At 75.2% G+C, this 14,128-nt stretch carries 14 protein-coding genes; 7 read left to right on the top strand and 7 right to left on the bottom strand.

The features are described from left to right. Positions 1-7 precede the first annotated feature (7 nt). The 4 genes from ACGFI9_RS18640 to fabG form a co-directional block, all read right to left on the bottom strand. Positions 8-787 carry an HAD-IIA family hydrolase gene (locus ACGFI9_RS18640; protein WP_393179222.1) on the bottom strand — a complete coding sequence of 260 codons (780 nt, stop codon included), beginning with the start codon at positions 785-787 and terminating at the stop codon, positions 8-10. Between the two features lie 28 nt (positions 788-815). Further along, on the bottom strand, positions 816-1,853 hold the full coding sequence (locus ACGFI9_RS18635) for a ferrochelatase (RefSeq protein ID WP_393179221.1): 1,038 nt from the start codon (positions 1,851-1,853) through the stop codon (positions 816-818). 70 nt (positions 1,854-1,923) lie between these two features. Beyond that, on the bottom strand, positions 1,924-2,691 hold the full coding sequence (gene fabI / locus ACGFI9_RS18630) for an enoyl-ACP reductase FabI (protein ID WP_393179220.1): 768 nt from the start codon (positions 2,689-2,691) through the stop codon (positions 1,924-1,926). Between the two features lie 23 nt (positions 2,692-2,714). Next, positions 2,715-3,419: a 3-oxoacyl-ACP reductase FabG gene (fabG, locus tag ACGFI9_RS18625; RefSeq protein WP_393179219.1), complete on the bottom strand. Its 705-nt coding sequence runs from the start codon at positions 3,417-3,419 to the stop codon at positions 2,715-2,717. A gap of 155 nt (positions 3,420-3,574) precedes the next feature. On the opposite strand from fabG, the gene ACGFI9_RS18620 reads away from it, so the two are divergent. The 4 genes from ACGFI9_RS18620 (at position 3,575) to ACGFI9_RS18605 (ending at position 7,681) form a co-directional block, all read left to right on the top strand. Next, positions 3,575-4,804: a sensor histidine kinase gene (locus ACGFI9_RS18620; protein ID WP_393179218.1), complete on the top strand. Its 1,230-nt coding sequence runs from the start codon at positions 3,575-3,577 to the stop codon at positions 4,802-4,804. Continuing rightward, a complete protein-coding gene (locus tag ACGFI9_RS18615) occupies positions 4,801-5,463 on the top strand; it encodes a response regulator (protein ID WP_393179217.1) in 663 nt (220 codons plus the stop codon). Before ACGFI9_RS18620 ends, ACGFI9_RS18615 begins: the two co-directional genes overlap by 4 nt. 101 nt (positions 5,464-5,564) lie before the next feature. Next, the gene (locus ACGFI9_RS18610; RefSeq protein WP_393179216.1) at positions 5,565-6,461 is read left to right on the top strand and encodes an alpha/beta hydrolase; all 897 of its coding nucleotides are present in this window, start codon (positions 5,565-5,567) and stop codon (positions 6,459-6,461) included. Continuing rightward, positions 6,458-7,681 (top strand): acyltransferase, encoded by a 1,224-nt coding sequence (locus tag ACGFI9_RS18605; RefSeq protein ID WP_393179215.1) that lies wholly within the window; start codon positions 6,458-6,460, stop codon positions 7,679-7,681. The genes ACGFI9_RS18610 and ACGFI9_RS18605 overlap by 4 nt, the downstream gene beginning before the upstream one ends. Positions 7,682-8,208: 527 nt before the next feature. Here the strand turns inward: ACGFI9_RS18605 and ACGFI9_RS18600 are convergent. Genes ACGFI9_RS18600 through ACGFI9_RS18590 form a run of 3 tightly spaced genes read right to left on the bottom strand, consistent with a single transcriptional unit; the run spans position 8,209 to position 11,242 of the window. Continuing rightward, positions 8,209-9,159, bottom strand: coding sequence for a VWA domain-containing protein (locus ACGFI9_RS18600; protein WP_393179214.1), 951 nt, complete (start codon positions 9,157-9,159; stop codon positions 8,209-8,211). After that, positions 9,156-10,154 carry a DUF58 domain-containing protein gene (locus ACGFI9_RS18595; protein ID WP_393179385.1) on the bottom strand — a complete coding sequence of 333 codons (999 nt, stop codon included), beginning with the start codon at positions 10,152-10,154 and terminating at the stop codon, positions 9,156-9,158. Before ACGFI9_RS18595 ends, ACGFI9_RS18600 begins: the two co-directional genes overlap by 4 nt. Further along, positions 10,133-11,242 (bottom strand): AAA family ATPase, encoded by a 1,110-nt coding sequence (locus ACGFI9_RS18590; RefSeq protein ID WP_393179213.1) that lies wholly within the window; start codon positions 11,240-11,242, stop codon positions 10,133-10,135. Before ACGFI9_RS18590 ends, ACGFI9_RS18595 begins: the two co-directional genes overlap by 22 nt. 240 nt (positions 11,243-11,482) lie before the next feature. Here ACGFI9_RS18590 and ACGFI9_RS18585 point away from each other — a divergent pair, with 240 nt between their 5' ends. The 3 genes from ACGFI9_RS18585 (at position 11,483) to ACGFI9_RS18575 (ending at position 14,004) form a co-directional block, all read left to right on the top strand. Further along, positions 11,483-11,713 carry a hypothetical protein gene (locus tag ACGFI9_RS18585; RefSeq protein WP_393179212.1) on the top strand — a complete coding sequence of 77 codons (231 nt, stop codon included), beginning with the start codon at positions 11,483-11,485 and terminating at the stop codon, positions 11,711-11,713. 48 nt (positions 11,714-11,761) lie between these two features. Next, positions 11,762-12,289 carry a PH domain-containing protein gene (locus ACGFI9_RS18580; protein ID WP_393179211.1) on the top strand — a complete coding sequence of 176 codons (528 nt, stop codon included), beginning with the start codon at positions 11,762-11,764 and terminating at the stop codon, positions 12,287-12,289. Positions 12,290-12,360: 71 nt separating this feature from the next. After that, positions 12,361-14,004: a PH domain-containing protein gene (locus ACGFI9_RS18575; protein WP_393179383.1), complete on the top strand. Its 1,644-nt coding sequence runs from the start codon at positions 12,361-12,363 to the stop codon at positions 14,002-14,004. The last annotated feature ends 124 nt before the right edge of the window (positions 14,005-14,128 follow it).

The following is a 14,128-nucleotide window of genomic DNA, read 5'->3' as shown; positions in this document are numbered from 1 at the left end:
CGGCGGCTCAGATGTCGTCGATCAGGTCGGCGACGGAGTCGACGATCCGCGACGGCCGGTACGGGTAGCGCTCCGCCTCGGCCCGGCTGCTGATCCCGGTGAGCACCAGGATCGTCTCCAGCCCCGCCTCCAGGCCGCAGAGGATGTCGGTGTCCATCCGGTCGCCGATCATCGCGGTGCTCTCCGAGTGGGCGTCGATGGTGTTCAACGCCGAGCGCATCATCATCGGGTTGGGCTTGCCGACGAAGTACGGCTCGATCCCGGTCGCCTTGGAGATCATCGCGGCGACCGAGCCGGCGGCGGGCAGCGCGCCCTCCACCGACGGGCCGGTCGCGTCCGGGTTGGTGCAGATGAACCGCGCCCCGTCGTTGATCAGCCGGATCGCCTTGGTGATCGCCTCGAAGCTGTAGGTCCGGGTCTCCCCCAGGACCACGTAGTCGGGCGCGAAGTCGCTGAGCACGTACCCGACCGCGTGCAGGGCGGTGGTGAGCCCGGCCTCGCCGATCACGTACGCCGTGCCGCCCGGCCGCTGGTCGTCCAGGAACTTGGCGGTGGCCAGCGCGGACGACCAGATCGCCTCCTCCGGCACGTCCAGCCCCATCCGGGCCAGTCGGGCCTGGAGGTCGCGCGGCGTGTAGATGGAGTTGTTGGTCAGCACCAGGAAGGGCTTGCCGGAGGCGCGCAGCTTCTTGATGAACTCGGGTGCGCCGGGGACCGGCTGTCCCTCGTGCACCAGCACGCCGTCCATGTCGGTGAGCCAGCTCTGCACCGGCTTGCGGTCATGCATGTGTCGTCCCAGGGGTCTCGGAGGTCGGTCAGACTGAGGGCCGGCGGGTGGGAGGCACGCAGCACAGCGCCGGGCAGGTGTCCCAGGTGGGCAGCTCGCCGAGACGGCGGCGCAGCCCCTCGCCGTCCGGGGCGGTACGTTCCAGGACCAGCTCGCGGACCATCGCCACGAAGCGGGGGTCGGTGCCCGGGGTGCCGGCCCGGACGAAGTCCAGGCCGAGCTGCTTGGCCGTCTCCAGCGCCTCGGTGTCGAGGTCCCACACCACCTCGAGGTGGTCGGAGACGAACCCGATCGGGCTCACCACCACGCCGGTCACGCCCTGCTCGGCGAGGACGGCCAGGTGGTCGTTGATGTCGGGCTCCAGCCACGGCACCTGCGGCGGGCCGGACCGGCTCTGCCAGACCAGGTCGTACGGCAGGTCCGGGGCGGCCGCGGCGTGCACCAGCCGGGCGGTCTCCTCGAGCTGGGCGGTGTACCGGCCGCCGTGCGGGCCGGCGGTGGCGGCCGCGGAGACCGGGATCGAGTGCGCGGTGAACACCAGCCGGGTGGTGTCCCGCCTGGCCGGGTCGAGCTGCGCCAACGCCGACCGCACCCCGTCGGCGTGCGGCTCGACGAAGCCGGGGTGGTCCCAGAACTGGCGCAGCTTCTCGATCAGCGGGGCGTCCGGACCGACCGCGGCCCGGGCCGCGGCGATGTCCTCCTGGTACTGCCGGCAGGAGGAGTAGCCGCCGTACGCGCTGGTGACGAAGGCGAGGGCACGCTGGATCCCGTCGTCGCGCATCTGCGCCACGGTGTCGGCGAGCATCGGGTCCCAGTTCCGGTTGCCCCAGTAGACCGGCAGGTCGAGGCCGTTGGCGGCGAAGTCCTCGCGGATCGCCGCGAGCAGGTCCCGGCACTGCTGGTTGATCGGGGACACCCCGCCGAACCGCTGGTAGTGCTCGGCGACCTCGGCGAGCCGCTCCGGCGGCACACCCCGGCCCCGGGTCACGTTCTGCAGGAACGGCAGCACGTCCTCGGGCCGCTCCGGGCCGCCGAAGGAGACCAGCACCAACGCGTCGTACGCCATGGTCCCATTCTCCCCCGACGGCCGTGACGGCCCGGCGACCACCCCGGGACGGCCCGGTTTCGGGCCGGTCTCAGGCGCCGATCGCGTGGTAGCCGCCGTCGACGTGGACGATCTCGCCGGTGGTGGCCGGGAACCAGTCGGAGAGCAGCGCGAGGCAGGCCCGGGCGGCGGGCTCCTGGTCGGTGAGGTTCCAGCCGAGCGGGGCCCGCTCGGCCCAGGCGTCCTCGAACTGCTCGAAGCCGGGGATCGACTTGGCGGCGATGGTGCGCAGCGGGCCGGCGGCGACCAGGTTGCTGCGGATGCCCTGCTTGCCCAGGTGCAACGCCAGGTAGCGGGAGGCGGACTCCAGCCCGGCCTTCGCCACGCCCATCCAGTCGTAGACCGGCCAGGCCTTGGTGGCGTCGAAGGTGAGGCCGACCACCGCCCCGCCTGCGGACATCAGCGGCAGCGCCGCCATGGCCAGCGACTTGTACGAGTACGTGGAGACCTGCAGCGCGGTCGCCACGTCCTCCCACGGCGCGTCGAGGAAGCCGCCGCCGAGGCAGCTCTGCGGGGCGAAGCCGATCGAGTGCACCACCCCGTCCAGCCCGTCGACGTGCTCGCGGACCTTGTCGGCGAGACCGGCCAGGTGCTCGGCGTTGGTCACGTCCAGCTCGATCACCGGGGCCGGCTCGGGCAGCCGCTTGGCGATCCGCTCGACCAGGGAGAGCCGGCCGTAGCCGGTGAGCACGACCTGGGCGCCGTTCTCCTGGGCGAGCTTCGCCACCGAGAAGGCGATCGAGGCGTCGGTGATGACGCCGGTGACCAGCAGCCGCTTACCGGCCAGGAGTCCGGACATTGCGTTGTTTCCTCCGTACTTTCTCAGTGGCCCATGCCGAGGCCGCCGTCGACCGGGATGACCGCGCCGGAGATGTACCCGGCCGCGTCCGAGGCGAGCCAGGTGACCACGCCGGCGACCTCCTCCGGCTGGGCGAACCGGCCGGCCGGGATGGCCTTGCGATATTCGGTCTGGCGCTCCTCGGGCAGCGCGGCGGTCATGTCGGTCTCGATGAAGCCGGGCGCCACCACGTTCGCGGTGATGTTGCGGCTGCCCAGCTCGCGGGTGATCGAGCGGGCCACCCCGACCAGGCCGGCCTTGCTGGCCGCGTAGTTGACCTGGCCGACGCCGCCGTAGAGGCCCACCACCGAGGAGATGAAGATCATCCGGCCCCACCTGGCCCGCAGCATCTTGGTCGAGGCCCGCTTGGCGCAGCGGAACGCGCCGGTCAGGTTGGTGTCGAGCACCCGGGTGAACTGCTCCTCGGACATCCGCATGAGGAGCGTGTCGTCGGTGATGCCGGCGTTGGCGACCAGCACCTCGACCGGGCCGAGCTCCGCCTCGATCGTGGCGAACGCGGCGTCCACCGACTCGGCGTCGGTCACGTCACACTTCACGCCGAACAGTCCCGCCGGCGCGTCGCCGCTGCGGTGGGTCACCGCCACCCGGTCGCCCTGCTTGGCGAAGGCCTGCGCGATGGCCAGGCCGATGCCCCGGTTCCCGCCGGTCACCAGCACGGTACGGGCCACGGTTCCCCCTCTGCTCAGCTGATCTCTCAATCGCTCGGAGCCTAGGGGTTACCGGCAGGTAAGCGCTAACGCGCCCAGGTCACACCGGGGTACGACACGACGGCTCACCCCCAGGTGGGACGACGGTGACCGGGTCGGCCCGTACGCTGCCGCTGATGGAGGAACACCCTGTCCGGACCTGGTGGCAGGCGCTGCGCCGGACCGTGTCCGGGCCGGACTTCCCGCCCGCCCGGCCGCCGCTGGAGCGCTGGCCCCGGCTGGCCCGGTACGCGCGACCCGTCGGCGTGCTCGCGGTGCTGGGCCTGTTCGCCGCCACGCTGGCCGCGGAGACCGACCGGCGTCTGCCCGGCGTGGTGGCGATCCTGTTCGCGGGGCTGACCGTCGCGCCACTGCTCGCGCTGCCCCGGCGCCCGCTGCTGGCCTGGCGGCTCACCATCGTGGCCCTGGTCACCTGCACGTTCAACGCGCCGCCCGGCGAGGCCTGGCCGTGGAATCCCGTGCTGGTGCTCGGGTCGTTGCTGGTGCTCGTGGTGGCGGCGGTCCGGGTGGACCGGCCCGTGCTGGTCTGGGTGGGCCTGATCACCCTGGTGCCGGTCGTCGCCCTGATCAGACCCAGCCACCGGGTCGGCGTCGTGGTGCTGGTGCTGGCCCTGCTGGTGCTCGGTGACCTGGTCCGCGGCAACCGCTCCAGCCGCCGGGCCCTGGCCGCGCAGACCGAACTCAGCGAGCGGGAGAAGGAGCGCCGCGCGGTGCTGGAGGAGCGCACACGCATCGCCCGCGAACTGCACGACGTGGTGGCCCACCACATGTCGATGATCGCCGTCCAGGCGGAGACCGCGCCGTACCGCCTCGGCGACCTGCCGGAGCCGGCCCGGGCCGAGTTCGCCGCCGTCGCCGGGTCGGCCCGGGAGGCGCTGACCGACATGCGTCGCCTGCTGGGCGTCCTGCGCAGCGAGTCGGCCGGCCCGCAGACCGCGCCCCAGCCCGGCCTGGCCGACCTGCCGGCCATGGTGGAGGCCGCGCGCCGGGCCGGCCTCACGGTCACCCTGGACGCGCCCGCTCCGGCCGGGGACACGCCGGCGCCGGTCGGGCTGGCCGCGTACCGGATCGTGCAGGAGGGGCTGGCCAATGCCGCCCGGCACGCCGCGGGCGCCGCGGTGCGGGTCACCGTCCGTCCCGGTCCCCGCGCCCTGTCGGTACGGGTCGAGAACACCGCCGGCCCCGAGGGCCCGAGGGCGGTCGAGCGCGGCGCCGGCCACGGGCTGACCGGGATGCGGGAACGGGCCCGGGCGCTAAGCGGTACGTTCGCCGCCGGGCCGACCGGCGACGGCGGGTACGCCATCGTCGCGGAGTTGCCGTGCGACGGGGAGGACGGGGACCGATGATCCGGGTGCTGATTGCGGACGACCAGGCGATGGTCCGGCAGGGCTTCGGCGCGCTGCTGGCCGCCCAGCCGGACCTGCTCGTGGTCGGGGACGCCGCGGACGGCGCGGCGGCGGTCGAGGCGTCCCGCCGGCTCGACCCCGACGTGGTGCTGATGGACGTGCGGATGCCGGTGCTGGACGGACTCGCCGCGACCCGGCAACTGCTCGGCGACCGCCGGACCGACCGCCCCCGGGTGCTCATCCTGACCACCTTCGACCTGGACGACTACGTGTACGAGGCGCTGCGCGCCGGTGCGAGCGGCTTCCTGCTCAAGGACGCGCCCGCCGCCGACCTCGTGCACGCGGTCCGGGTGGTGGCGGCCGGCGACGCGCTGCTCGCCCCGGCCGTGACCCGCCGGCTGATCGCCGAGTTCGCCGCCCGGCCCGGTCCGCGCCGGCCCCGCCCCACCGACCTGGCCGCGCTCACCCCGCGCGAGACGGACGTGCTGCGGCTGATCGCCCGGGGCCGCTCCAACGCGGAGATCGCCGCCGACCTGGTGGTCGCCGAGCAGACGGTCAAGACCCACGTCGGGCGGATCCTGGCCAAGCTCCAGCTCCGCGACCGCGCCCAGGCCGTGGTCATCGCGTACGAGACAGGTCTGGTGGCCGCCGGGGAGTAGCCCTCGGGTAGCACCCCGAGAACCAACCCGCAGGGTGACGATCTCCGGGCCGTCCGCACCGCACCCTTCCGCCTGAGCACCACGCGGAAGGGAGCACGACGATGCATTGGACACGACCCGCCCGGGCGGCGCTGGCCGCGCTGCTCGGGTTCGGCCTGCTGGTCCCGGGCGGGCCCGGCAAGGTGGCGCCGGCGGCGTACCTCGAGGCGTACCCGGCGACGGCCGCCCGGCTGCGCGCGGCCGGCCCGCCGTACGACGGGTGGGCCGCGGCCGGCCGGCAGTTCCTGGCCTTCGAGCCGCGCGGTGACGGTCTCGCCGTGGAGGTCCTCGGAGACCTGGCCACCGCCGACCGGATCGCCGTGCTGGTGCCCGGCGTCGGGAGCACGCTGCGCGACTTCGACCGCGGGCTGGGCGGGGTGGCCCGTCGCGCGCCCGCCCGGCAGGCCGCCGAGCTGTACCGGGCGGTGCACGAAACCACTCCTTCCGCGCGGGTCGCGGTGCTCGCCTGGCTCGGCTACGACCCGCCGGACACGGTGCCGTCCGCAGCGGGAGCGGCCGCTGCCCGGCGCGGGGGGACCGCGCTCCGCGCCGAGCTGCGCGAGCTGGCCGTCCGGCGCCCGGACGCGCGGATCACCCTGGTCGGGCACAGCTACGGCGCGCTGGTCGTCGGGTTCGCCGCGCGGGGCGCCCCGGCACAGGTCACCGACGTCGTGTCCCTCGGTGGGATCGGCCTTGGCGTGGACCGGGCCGGCGACCTGGGCCGGGTACGGGTGTGGGCGGCGGAGGCGCCGGCGGACTGGATCCGGCGGGTGCCCGAGGTGCGCCTTCTCGGGCTCGGCCATGGCCGCCGCCCCGGCGACCCGGCCTTCAACGCGCGGCCCCTGCCGGTGACCGGGGTGACCGGCCACGACGACTACCTGGTGGCCGGGAGCGCCACGGCGGCGGCGGTCGCGGCGGTGGTGCTGGACGCGGACCCCACCCGCGAGGTGACCCGGTGAGCGGCCGACGCCGCGCGGTCGCGCACCACGGCGGCCGGGTGGGCCGGGACGGGGTGGTCGACGCGCTGCGGGCGTACGCGATCAGCGGCGTCGTGCTCGGGCACTGGCTGGTCACCGCGCTGGTGCTGGACGCCGACGGCACGCTGCACGTGGCAAGCCCGCTGGCCGCCCTGCCGCAGTTGGCACCGCTCACCTGGCTGCTGCAGACCCTGGGGCTGTTCTTCTTCGTCTCCGGGTACGCCGCCGCCCGCTCGCTGTCCGCCGCCCCGGCGGGCGCGCTGCGCTGGTGGGCCCGCCGGCTGGGTCGGCTGGCCCGGCCGACGCTCGCGCTGCTCGGCGTCGGGGCCGTCGTGCTGCTCACCGCGATCGTGGCGGGCACCCCGGACGCCACCCTGTCCGTGGCGCTGCTGCTGGTGACGAGCCCACTGTGGTTCCTGCTCCCGCTGGTCGCCCTGTCCGCGCTGATCGTCCCGCTGCGCGCCGCCGTACGTCGGTGGGGACCGCTGCGCTGCGCGGCCCCGGCGGTGGCCCTGGTCGCGGTGGCCGACCTGGCGGGACGCGGGCAGCCGGCCCTGCCCGGGAGACTGCCGGTCGCGCTGCTGGCCGCCTGGTCGATGCCCTGGCTGCTCGGCCTCGCGCACGCCGACGGCCGGCTGACCGGCCGGCGGTCCGGGGCCGTGCTCGCCGGCACCGGCACGGTGGCGCTGGCCGCGCTGTTCGCCCTGGGCTACCCGACCAGCGCGGTCGGCGTCCCCGGCGCGGCGATGTCCAACCTCAGTCCGCCCTCCCTCGTCGCGGTGGCCCTGGCCGTGACACAGGTGGGGCTGGCCCTGTTCGCCCGCCCGGCCGTCGAGCGGCTGCTGGACCGGGCGGGGCCCCGGCGGGCGGTGGCGACGGTCAACCGGCACGCGATGGGCGTCTATCTCGGCCACCAACCGGTGCTGGTCGGGGTGACCGCGCTGGCCGCCCACGTCGGCCCCCTGCCCGGCCTGCACACCGCGCCGCGGGACCTGGCCTGGGTGGTGGCCCGACTCTGCTGGCTGCCGGTCTTCGCGGCCGTCCTGGCAGCACTGCAACGACGGCGGCGCCGGTTGCCGGCCGGCGGCGCCGCCGGAGGCCTCGGCGGGGTGGGGCAGCTCACCCCCGCCGGCGCTCGGCCCGGCGCTGCCGCGGCGCGCACCGGATGGCCAGGTTCGGCAGGTCACCGACCCGGCGGTTGACCCGCTCGGACGGGGCGCACGGGCCACTCGGCCGAGTACGCCCGCGCGCCCCGACGGGTGTACGATGATCCCCGTTTGCGGGCCGCAGAGCGCCCCGCCGTTCGGACCCCGCCGACCGCAGGAGGTGATCGCTGTGCGAGATAGCGATCCTCCCAGTCGTGGCCGGGCCGACCGTCAGCCCCGCTGAGCCGCGACTCAGTCGGCAGAGCTGACCCAGCTTCCGCCCCTCCGCACCGCCCGTCTCCTCGGCCACCGGCCGGGGCGGCCGTCCTGCGCGGCTCGAACGGTTCCGGCGGTGGGGCACCCCGGTCACGACTTCGTGTGCGTACGTCCTGATCCACCCTGCGGTCCGGCCCCGCGCCGCCCGGACCGTCCCGTCGCCACGGAGCAGTCCCATGAGCCGTTACGTCGCCCCGCTGGGCTTCACCCTCGCCGCCGTCTGGGTGGCCGTCCTCTTCGTCCTGGCCGGCGGCGGTCACTGACCGCGCCGGCCGTACCCGCGCACCGCCCGGCCCGGCCGTCCCGCCTCAGATCAGGCGGGACGACCAGAGCAGGCTCAGCGCACCCGCGCAGAGCGCGAACAGCAACGCGATCCCCGCGTACCACTGGGTGATCTCCCGCGGCTCGGTCCGGAACCCGATCGAGCTGCCCATGTCCTGGTAGACCCGCTTCAGCTCGCTCACCGAGGCCGCCTCGTAGAAGTAGCCCTGGGTGGTCTCCGCGAGCTGGGACAGCGCCATCCGGTCCACCGGCACCCGCTGGAGCTGACCGCCGATGTCGACCTGGCCCGAGTCGGTGCCGAACGCGATGGTGGAGACCGGCACGTTCGCCGCCTGGGCCGCCGCGGCCGCCTCCTCCACCGACCGGCCGGCCGTCCGGTAGCCGTCGGAGAGGAGCACGATCCGGGCCGGCGGGATCCCGGCCGCGCCGTCGGCGGGCACCGAGCGGATCGCCTCCAGGCAGGTGAAGACGGCCTCACCGGTGGCCGTCGCCTCGGCCAGCACCAGCCCGTCGATCGCGGTGGTCACCGCCGCGCGGTCCTTCGTCGGTGGCACCAGCACGTTCGCCGACTTGGCGAACGAGACCAGCCCGAGGTTGTAGCTCTCCGGCAGCTCCCCGACGAACTGCTTCGCCGCCTCCTGGGCGGCCTCCAGCCGGTTCGGCGCGACGTCGTCGGCCTGCATGGACAGCGACACATCGATGGCGAGCATCACGGTGGCCCGTTCCAGCGGCTCCTTGGTGTCCACCGCCGGGCGGGCCAGCGCGGTGGCCAGCACCAGCAGGCAGAGCAGGAACACGGTGGCCGCCGCGTGCCGCCGCCAGCCCAGCCCCTTCGGGGCGAGGGTCCGCAGCAGGTCCACGTTGGTGAACCGCATCGCGTACGCCCGGCGGTGCAGCTGCCGCCAGACGTACGCGGCGGCCAGGGCGAGCACCGGCAGCACGGCCAGCAGCCACCACGGTTGCAGAAAACGGATCATCGCGTCGTCCCTCGGGTACGGGCGTGCCGCTGCGCGGCCACGAAACGCACCATGTCCAGCAGCCAGTCTCGGTCGGTACGCAGCCGCAGGTGGGCCGCGCCGGCGGCGCGCAACTCGGCGGCCACCGCCGCACGCTGGGCGGCCGCCGCGTCGGCGTACCGGCGGCGCAGGCCCGGGTCGGCGGTCTGCACCTCGTGCAGCTCCCCCGTCTCCGGGTCGACCACCGGCAGCACGCCCACGTCCGGCAGCTCCAGCTCGCGCGGGTCGACCACCTCGATCGCCAGCACGTCGTGCCTGACCCGCAGCTTACGGATCGGCCGGCCCCACTGCTGCGGCGGTGCGAGGAAGTCGGAGATCACCACGGCCACGCCGCGCCGGCGGGGCGGCCGGTTCAGCATGTCCACCAGCGCGCCGAGATCGCTGCGCCCCGGGCGGATCTCGGTGCCGGCGATGGCCCGCAGCAGGCCCTGCGCCTCCTTGCGCCCGGCCCGGGCGGGCAGCCGGACCAGGGTGCCCGGCCCGGCGGCCGGCGGCGCGCCCCGCCACCGGCCGGACCGCTCCGGCATCGGCCCGCCGGTGCCGACGACCGCGCCGATCCGGTTGCCGCCCCGGACGGTCAGGTGGACCAGGGCCGCCGCCGCGGCCACCACCAGGTCCCGCTTGAGCCACCGCCCGGTGCCGAAGTCCAGGCTCGCCGACAGGTCCACCGCCAGCCAGGTCTCCAGCTCGCGGTCGGCGACCGTACGCCGGACGTGCGGCATCGTGGTCCGCGCGGTGACCGGCCAGTCCATCCGGCGTACGTCGTCGCCGGGGCGGTACTCGCGGGACTCCCCCGCCTCGCTGCCCGGCCCGGGCAGCAGCCCGGCGTAGTCACCCTGGAGCAGCCCGTCGAGCTTGCGGGTGACCAGCAGCTGCAACCGGGACAGCACGGCGCCGGAGCGGTCCCCGCCGGCCGGCGGTCGGGTGGCTGAGGTCACGGCCGCTGCCCGGGCCAGCCGGCGGCGTTGGGCACGGCCGGTGGCGGCGGCGTGGCCTGCTGCCGGGGCGCGACCGCCGGCAGCGGAATGGTCGACATCACCCGGTGCACGATGTGGTCGGCCGGTACGTCGTCGGCGAGCGCGTCGTAGCTCAGCACCAGCCGGTGCCGCAGGATGTCCGGGGCGATGTCCTGCACGTCCTGCGGCAGCGCGTAGTCCCGGCCGCGCAGCAGGGCCAGCGCGCGGGTGGCCCGGACCAGGCCGAGCGAGGCGCGCGGGCTGGCCCCGTACTGGATGAGCTGCGCGACGTCGGGCATGCCGTGCTCGGCCGGGGCCCGGGTGGCGAGCACCAGCCGGACCGCGTAGTCGACCAGCGCGTTGTGCACGAAGACCTGGTCGGCCTTGTGCTGGAGGGCGATCAGGTCGGCGGTGTCGAAGACCCGGGCCGGCTCGGGCGGGGCGACCCCCATCCGGTAGACGATCTCCCGTTCCTCGGCGTCGGTCGGATAGCCAACCATGATCTTCATCAGGAAGCGGTCCCGCTGCGCCTCCGGCAGCGGGTAGACACCCTCCTGCTCGATCGGGTTCTGGGTGGCCATCACCAGGAACGGGTCGGGCACCCGGTGGGTCTCCCCGCCGATGGAGACCTGCCGCTCGCTCATCACCTCCAGCAGCGCCGACTGCACCTTGGCGGGGGCCCGGTTGATCTCGTCGGCGAGCAGGAAGTTCACGAAGACCGGCCCCAGCTCGACGTCGAACTTCTCGCTGGACTGCCGGTAGATCCGGGTGCCCATGATGTCCGCCGGGACCAGGTCCGGGGTGAACTGCACCCGGGCGAACGAGCCGCCGACCACCTTGGCCAGGGTCTCCACGGCCAGGGTCTTGGCGACCCCGGGCACCCCCTCCAGCAGGCAGTGACCCCGGGCGAGCAGCGCGACGAACATCCGCTCGACCATCCGGTCCTGGCCGACGATCACCCGCTTGATCTCGAACAACGCCCGCTCCAGCAGGCCGGCGTCCTGAGCCGGGGTGGTGGCGGACGGGGCCGGCGCCTCCGGCACGGCCTCGGTCGGGGTCGGGGCGTCGGGCGTGGTCGGCTGGGCCACCGGTCCTCCACAGCTTGGTCGTCGTCGCGGTGTGGTGCGTATCAAGACTGTCATGCCTTCCTGGGAGCCGAGGCCGGGAGAGGGACAGTTTTTGCCGCGCCGTCCCCACGCGCGGAAAACGCTGAACACGGGTGGACAACAAGGGGTCCGGCGTGTGTACGATTCACCCCGTCGCCGGGCGGCTCCCCCCGTGGCCGCCCGGCGCTAAACCTCCCGGCGCGCGAGCCTAGACTCGCCCCGATGACCACTCCCACTCCCGCCGACGAGGCGCTGATCTGTTCGGCGCGCGGGTGTCGCGCCCCCGCCGTCTGGGAGCTGCGCTGGAACAATCCCCGCCTGCACGACGCCGACCGGCGCAAGACCTGGCTGGCCTGCGCCGCGCACCGCGGGTCGCTCGGCGACTTCCTCGACGCGCGCGGCTTCCTGCGCGAGGTCGTCCCCGTGCCCGGATCGCCTACGCTCGAAGCGTGAGCGAGCGGAGCGAGCACGGTGGCGCGGACGAGCGCAGCGGGTCACCCCGTGAACGGTGACGACCTCGCCGGCCGGCCGCCGGCCCCGCCCGGCCCCCTGGAGCCCTGGCCGGACACCGTCCGGTGGCAGCCGATCTCTCGTGACCTGATCTGGGTGGAGCTGATCCGGCTGGGCGTGCTGTTCGCCGTCGCGCTGGTGGCGCTGGGCCTCGGCTGGGCGCTCAGCGGGCACTGGCTCCTCGGCGCCGCGCTGGGGGTGGCCGTGCTGCTGACCGCCTGGCGGGCGGTCACCATCGTCCGCGCCGTGCACGCCTGGGGGTACGCGGAACGCGAGAACGACCTGCTGGTCCGGCACGGGCTGCTGGTCCGGCGGCTGTCCATCGTCCCGTACTCCCGGATGCAGTTCGTGGACGTCACCGCGGGTCCGCTGGAGCGCGCGTTCCACCTGGCCACCGTGCAGCTGCACACCGCCGCGGCGGCGAGCGACGCCCGGGTGCCCGGCCTCCGGCCGGCGGAGGCGTCCCGGCTGCGGGACCGGCTCACCGCGCTCGGCGAGGACCGGGCGGAGGGGCTGTGAGCCACGGCCCGGCCGACGCCGAGCCCGGCGGCCCGCCGCCACAACCGCCCGCCGACGGGGGCCGACCCGCCGTGCCGCCGCCGGGTCCACCGGCCCCGGGTGAGGCCGCCCCGGCCGCCAACGGCACGCCCTGGTCACCGCCGCCCGGTCACGGCCACCCCGGACCGCCGCCCACCGGCCACCATCCGGCACCGCCGCCTCCGCCTGGCTACGGCCATCCCGGACCGCCCCCGCCCGGTCACCGGCATCCCGGTCCCGCCCCGGCCGGCCACCCGGGACTCGGACCCGCCCAGCCGGGTGCCGGCCATCCCGCGGCGGAGACGCACGGCGGGGTCGGCCCGGTCGGACCCGCTGGCTGGCCGCCGCCCGGCCCCGGCTGGCCGGGTCACCCGGTCCCGGCCCCGCCGGCCGGCGAGGAGCCCCGGCAACGGCTGCATCCGCTGAGCCCGGCGCTGCACGGCGCCAAGTCGCTGGTCGTGGTGATCGCCGGGCTCTCCTGGTCGACGCTGTCCCGCGTCGGGTTCGGCTGGTTCGCCGTGCTGGTCGCGATCTTCGTGCTCGGGGCCACCGTGCTGTCGGTGATCAGTTGGTGGAACACCGGCTACCACGTGGTGGGCCGGGAGCTGCGGGTGCACGAGGGGTTGCTGTGGCGGCGTACCCGGGCGATCCCGCTGGAACGGTTGCAGGCCGTGGAGGTGGTCCGGCCGCTGCTGGCGCAGCTCACCGGGCTGGCCGAGCTGCGGCTGGAGGTGGTCGGCGGGGGCAAGACGGAGGCGCCGCTGGCCTACCTCGGGGTGGCCGAGGCCACCGCGCTGCGGCAGCGGTTGCTGGCCGTGGCCGGCCGGGCGCCCGAGGCCGCCCCACCCGCCGCCGGCGCACCGCCCGCGCCGGCCCCGACCGGGCACTGGCTGCACACCGTACGCAACCAGGACCTGCTGGTCAGCCAGCTGCTCACCCCGCAGGCGTTCCTGCTCCCGTTCGGCCTGGCCTTCGTGGTCGCGCAGTTCCTCTCCGAGGGTTCCTGGTCGTTCATCGCGGTGGCCAGCACGCTGACCGCGATGGCCGGTGTGCTGCTGCAACCGGTCCGCCGGGTGCTCGACGACTGGGGCTTCCGGCTCGACCGGGACGACGACCGCCTGCGGGTCCGCAACGGGCTGCTGGAGACCCGGATGCAGATCGTGCCGCTGCACCGGGTGCAGACCGTCGGGGTGACCTGGCCGCTGCTCTGGCGGATGAAGGGCTGGCTGCGGCTGCGGCTGGAGGTGGCCGGCTACTCGGCCGCCGAGCCGGACGACCGGAACCGGCCGGACCGGCTGCTGCCGGTCGGCGACGCCGGCACCGGGGCGCTGGTCGTCGCGGAGGTGCTGCCCGGCGTACGGCTGGACGCGTTGCCGTCCACCCCGCCGCCCCGGCGGGCGCGCTGGCTGCGCCCGCTGAGCCGGGCGGCGGTCGGCGCCGGCCTCGACACGGACGTGTTCGTGGCCCGCTCCGGGCTGCTCACCCGGCAGGTGACCCTGGTGCCGTACGCCCGGATCCAGAGCGTGCGGGTGACCCAGGGCCCGGCGCAGCGGCGGCTGCGGCTGGCCACCGTGCACGCGGACACGGCCGGCGGGTCGGGCGCGGCGGCACTCGACCGGGACCTGACCGAGGCGTGGGAGCTGGCGGCCGAGCTGACGACCCGGGCCGAGGCCGCCCGCCGCGCCAACCGCCCCTGACCCAGCGCACCCTGACTCACGAAACCAGCGCGCGCCCCGACGCGCGCAAGCGGAGCGCCCTGATTCACGGAAAGGGTGGCCATCCCGCGCCGGATGGCCACCCTTTCCGTGAACGAGGGCGGAT

This window comes from Micromonospora sp. NPDC048930, from assembly GCF_043197935.1.
In the GTDB taxonomy this organism is placed as follows: Bacteria; Actinomycetota; Actinomycetes; order Mycobacteriales; family Micromonosporaceae; genus Micromonospora.
This window is presented reverse-complemented; position numbering and strand designations above follow the sequence as displayed.

Coding starts and splice junctions, on each gene's coding strand:
- ACGFI9_RS18615 (WP_393179217.1), top strand. CDS start 4,801: ATGATCCGGGTGCTGATTGCGGACGACCAGGCGATGGTCCGGCAGGGC.
- ACGFI9_RS18620 (WP_393179218.1), top strand. CDS start 3,575: ATGGAGGAACACCCTGTCCGGACCTGGTGGCAGGCGCTGCGCCGGACC.
- ACGFI9_RS18635 (WP_393179221.1), bottom strand. CDS start 1,853: ATGGCGTACGACGCGTTGGTGCTGGTCTCCTTCGGCGGCCCGGAGCGG.
- ACGFI9_RS18600 (WP_393179214.1), bottom strand. CDS start 9,159: ATGATCCGTTTTCTGCAACCGTGGTGGCTGCTGGCCGTGCTGCCGGTG.
- ACGFI9_RS18585 (WP_393179212.1), top strand. CDS start 11,483: ATGACCACTCCCACTCCCGCCGACGAGGCGCTGATCTGTTCGGCGCGC.
- fabI (WP_393179220.1), bottom strand. CDS start 2,691: ATGTCCGGACTCCTGGCCGGTAAGCGGCTGCTGGTCACCGGCGTCATC.
- ACGFI9_RS18640 (WP_393179222.1), bottom strand. CDS start 787: ATGCATGACCGCAAGCCGGTGCAGAGCTGGCTCACCGACATGGACGGC.
- ACGFI9_RS18610 (WP_393179216.1), top strand. CDS start 5,565: ATGCATTGGACACGACCCGCCCGGGCGGCGCTGGCCGCGCTGCTCGGG.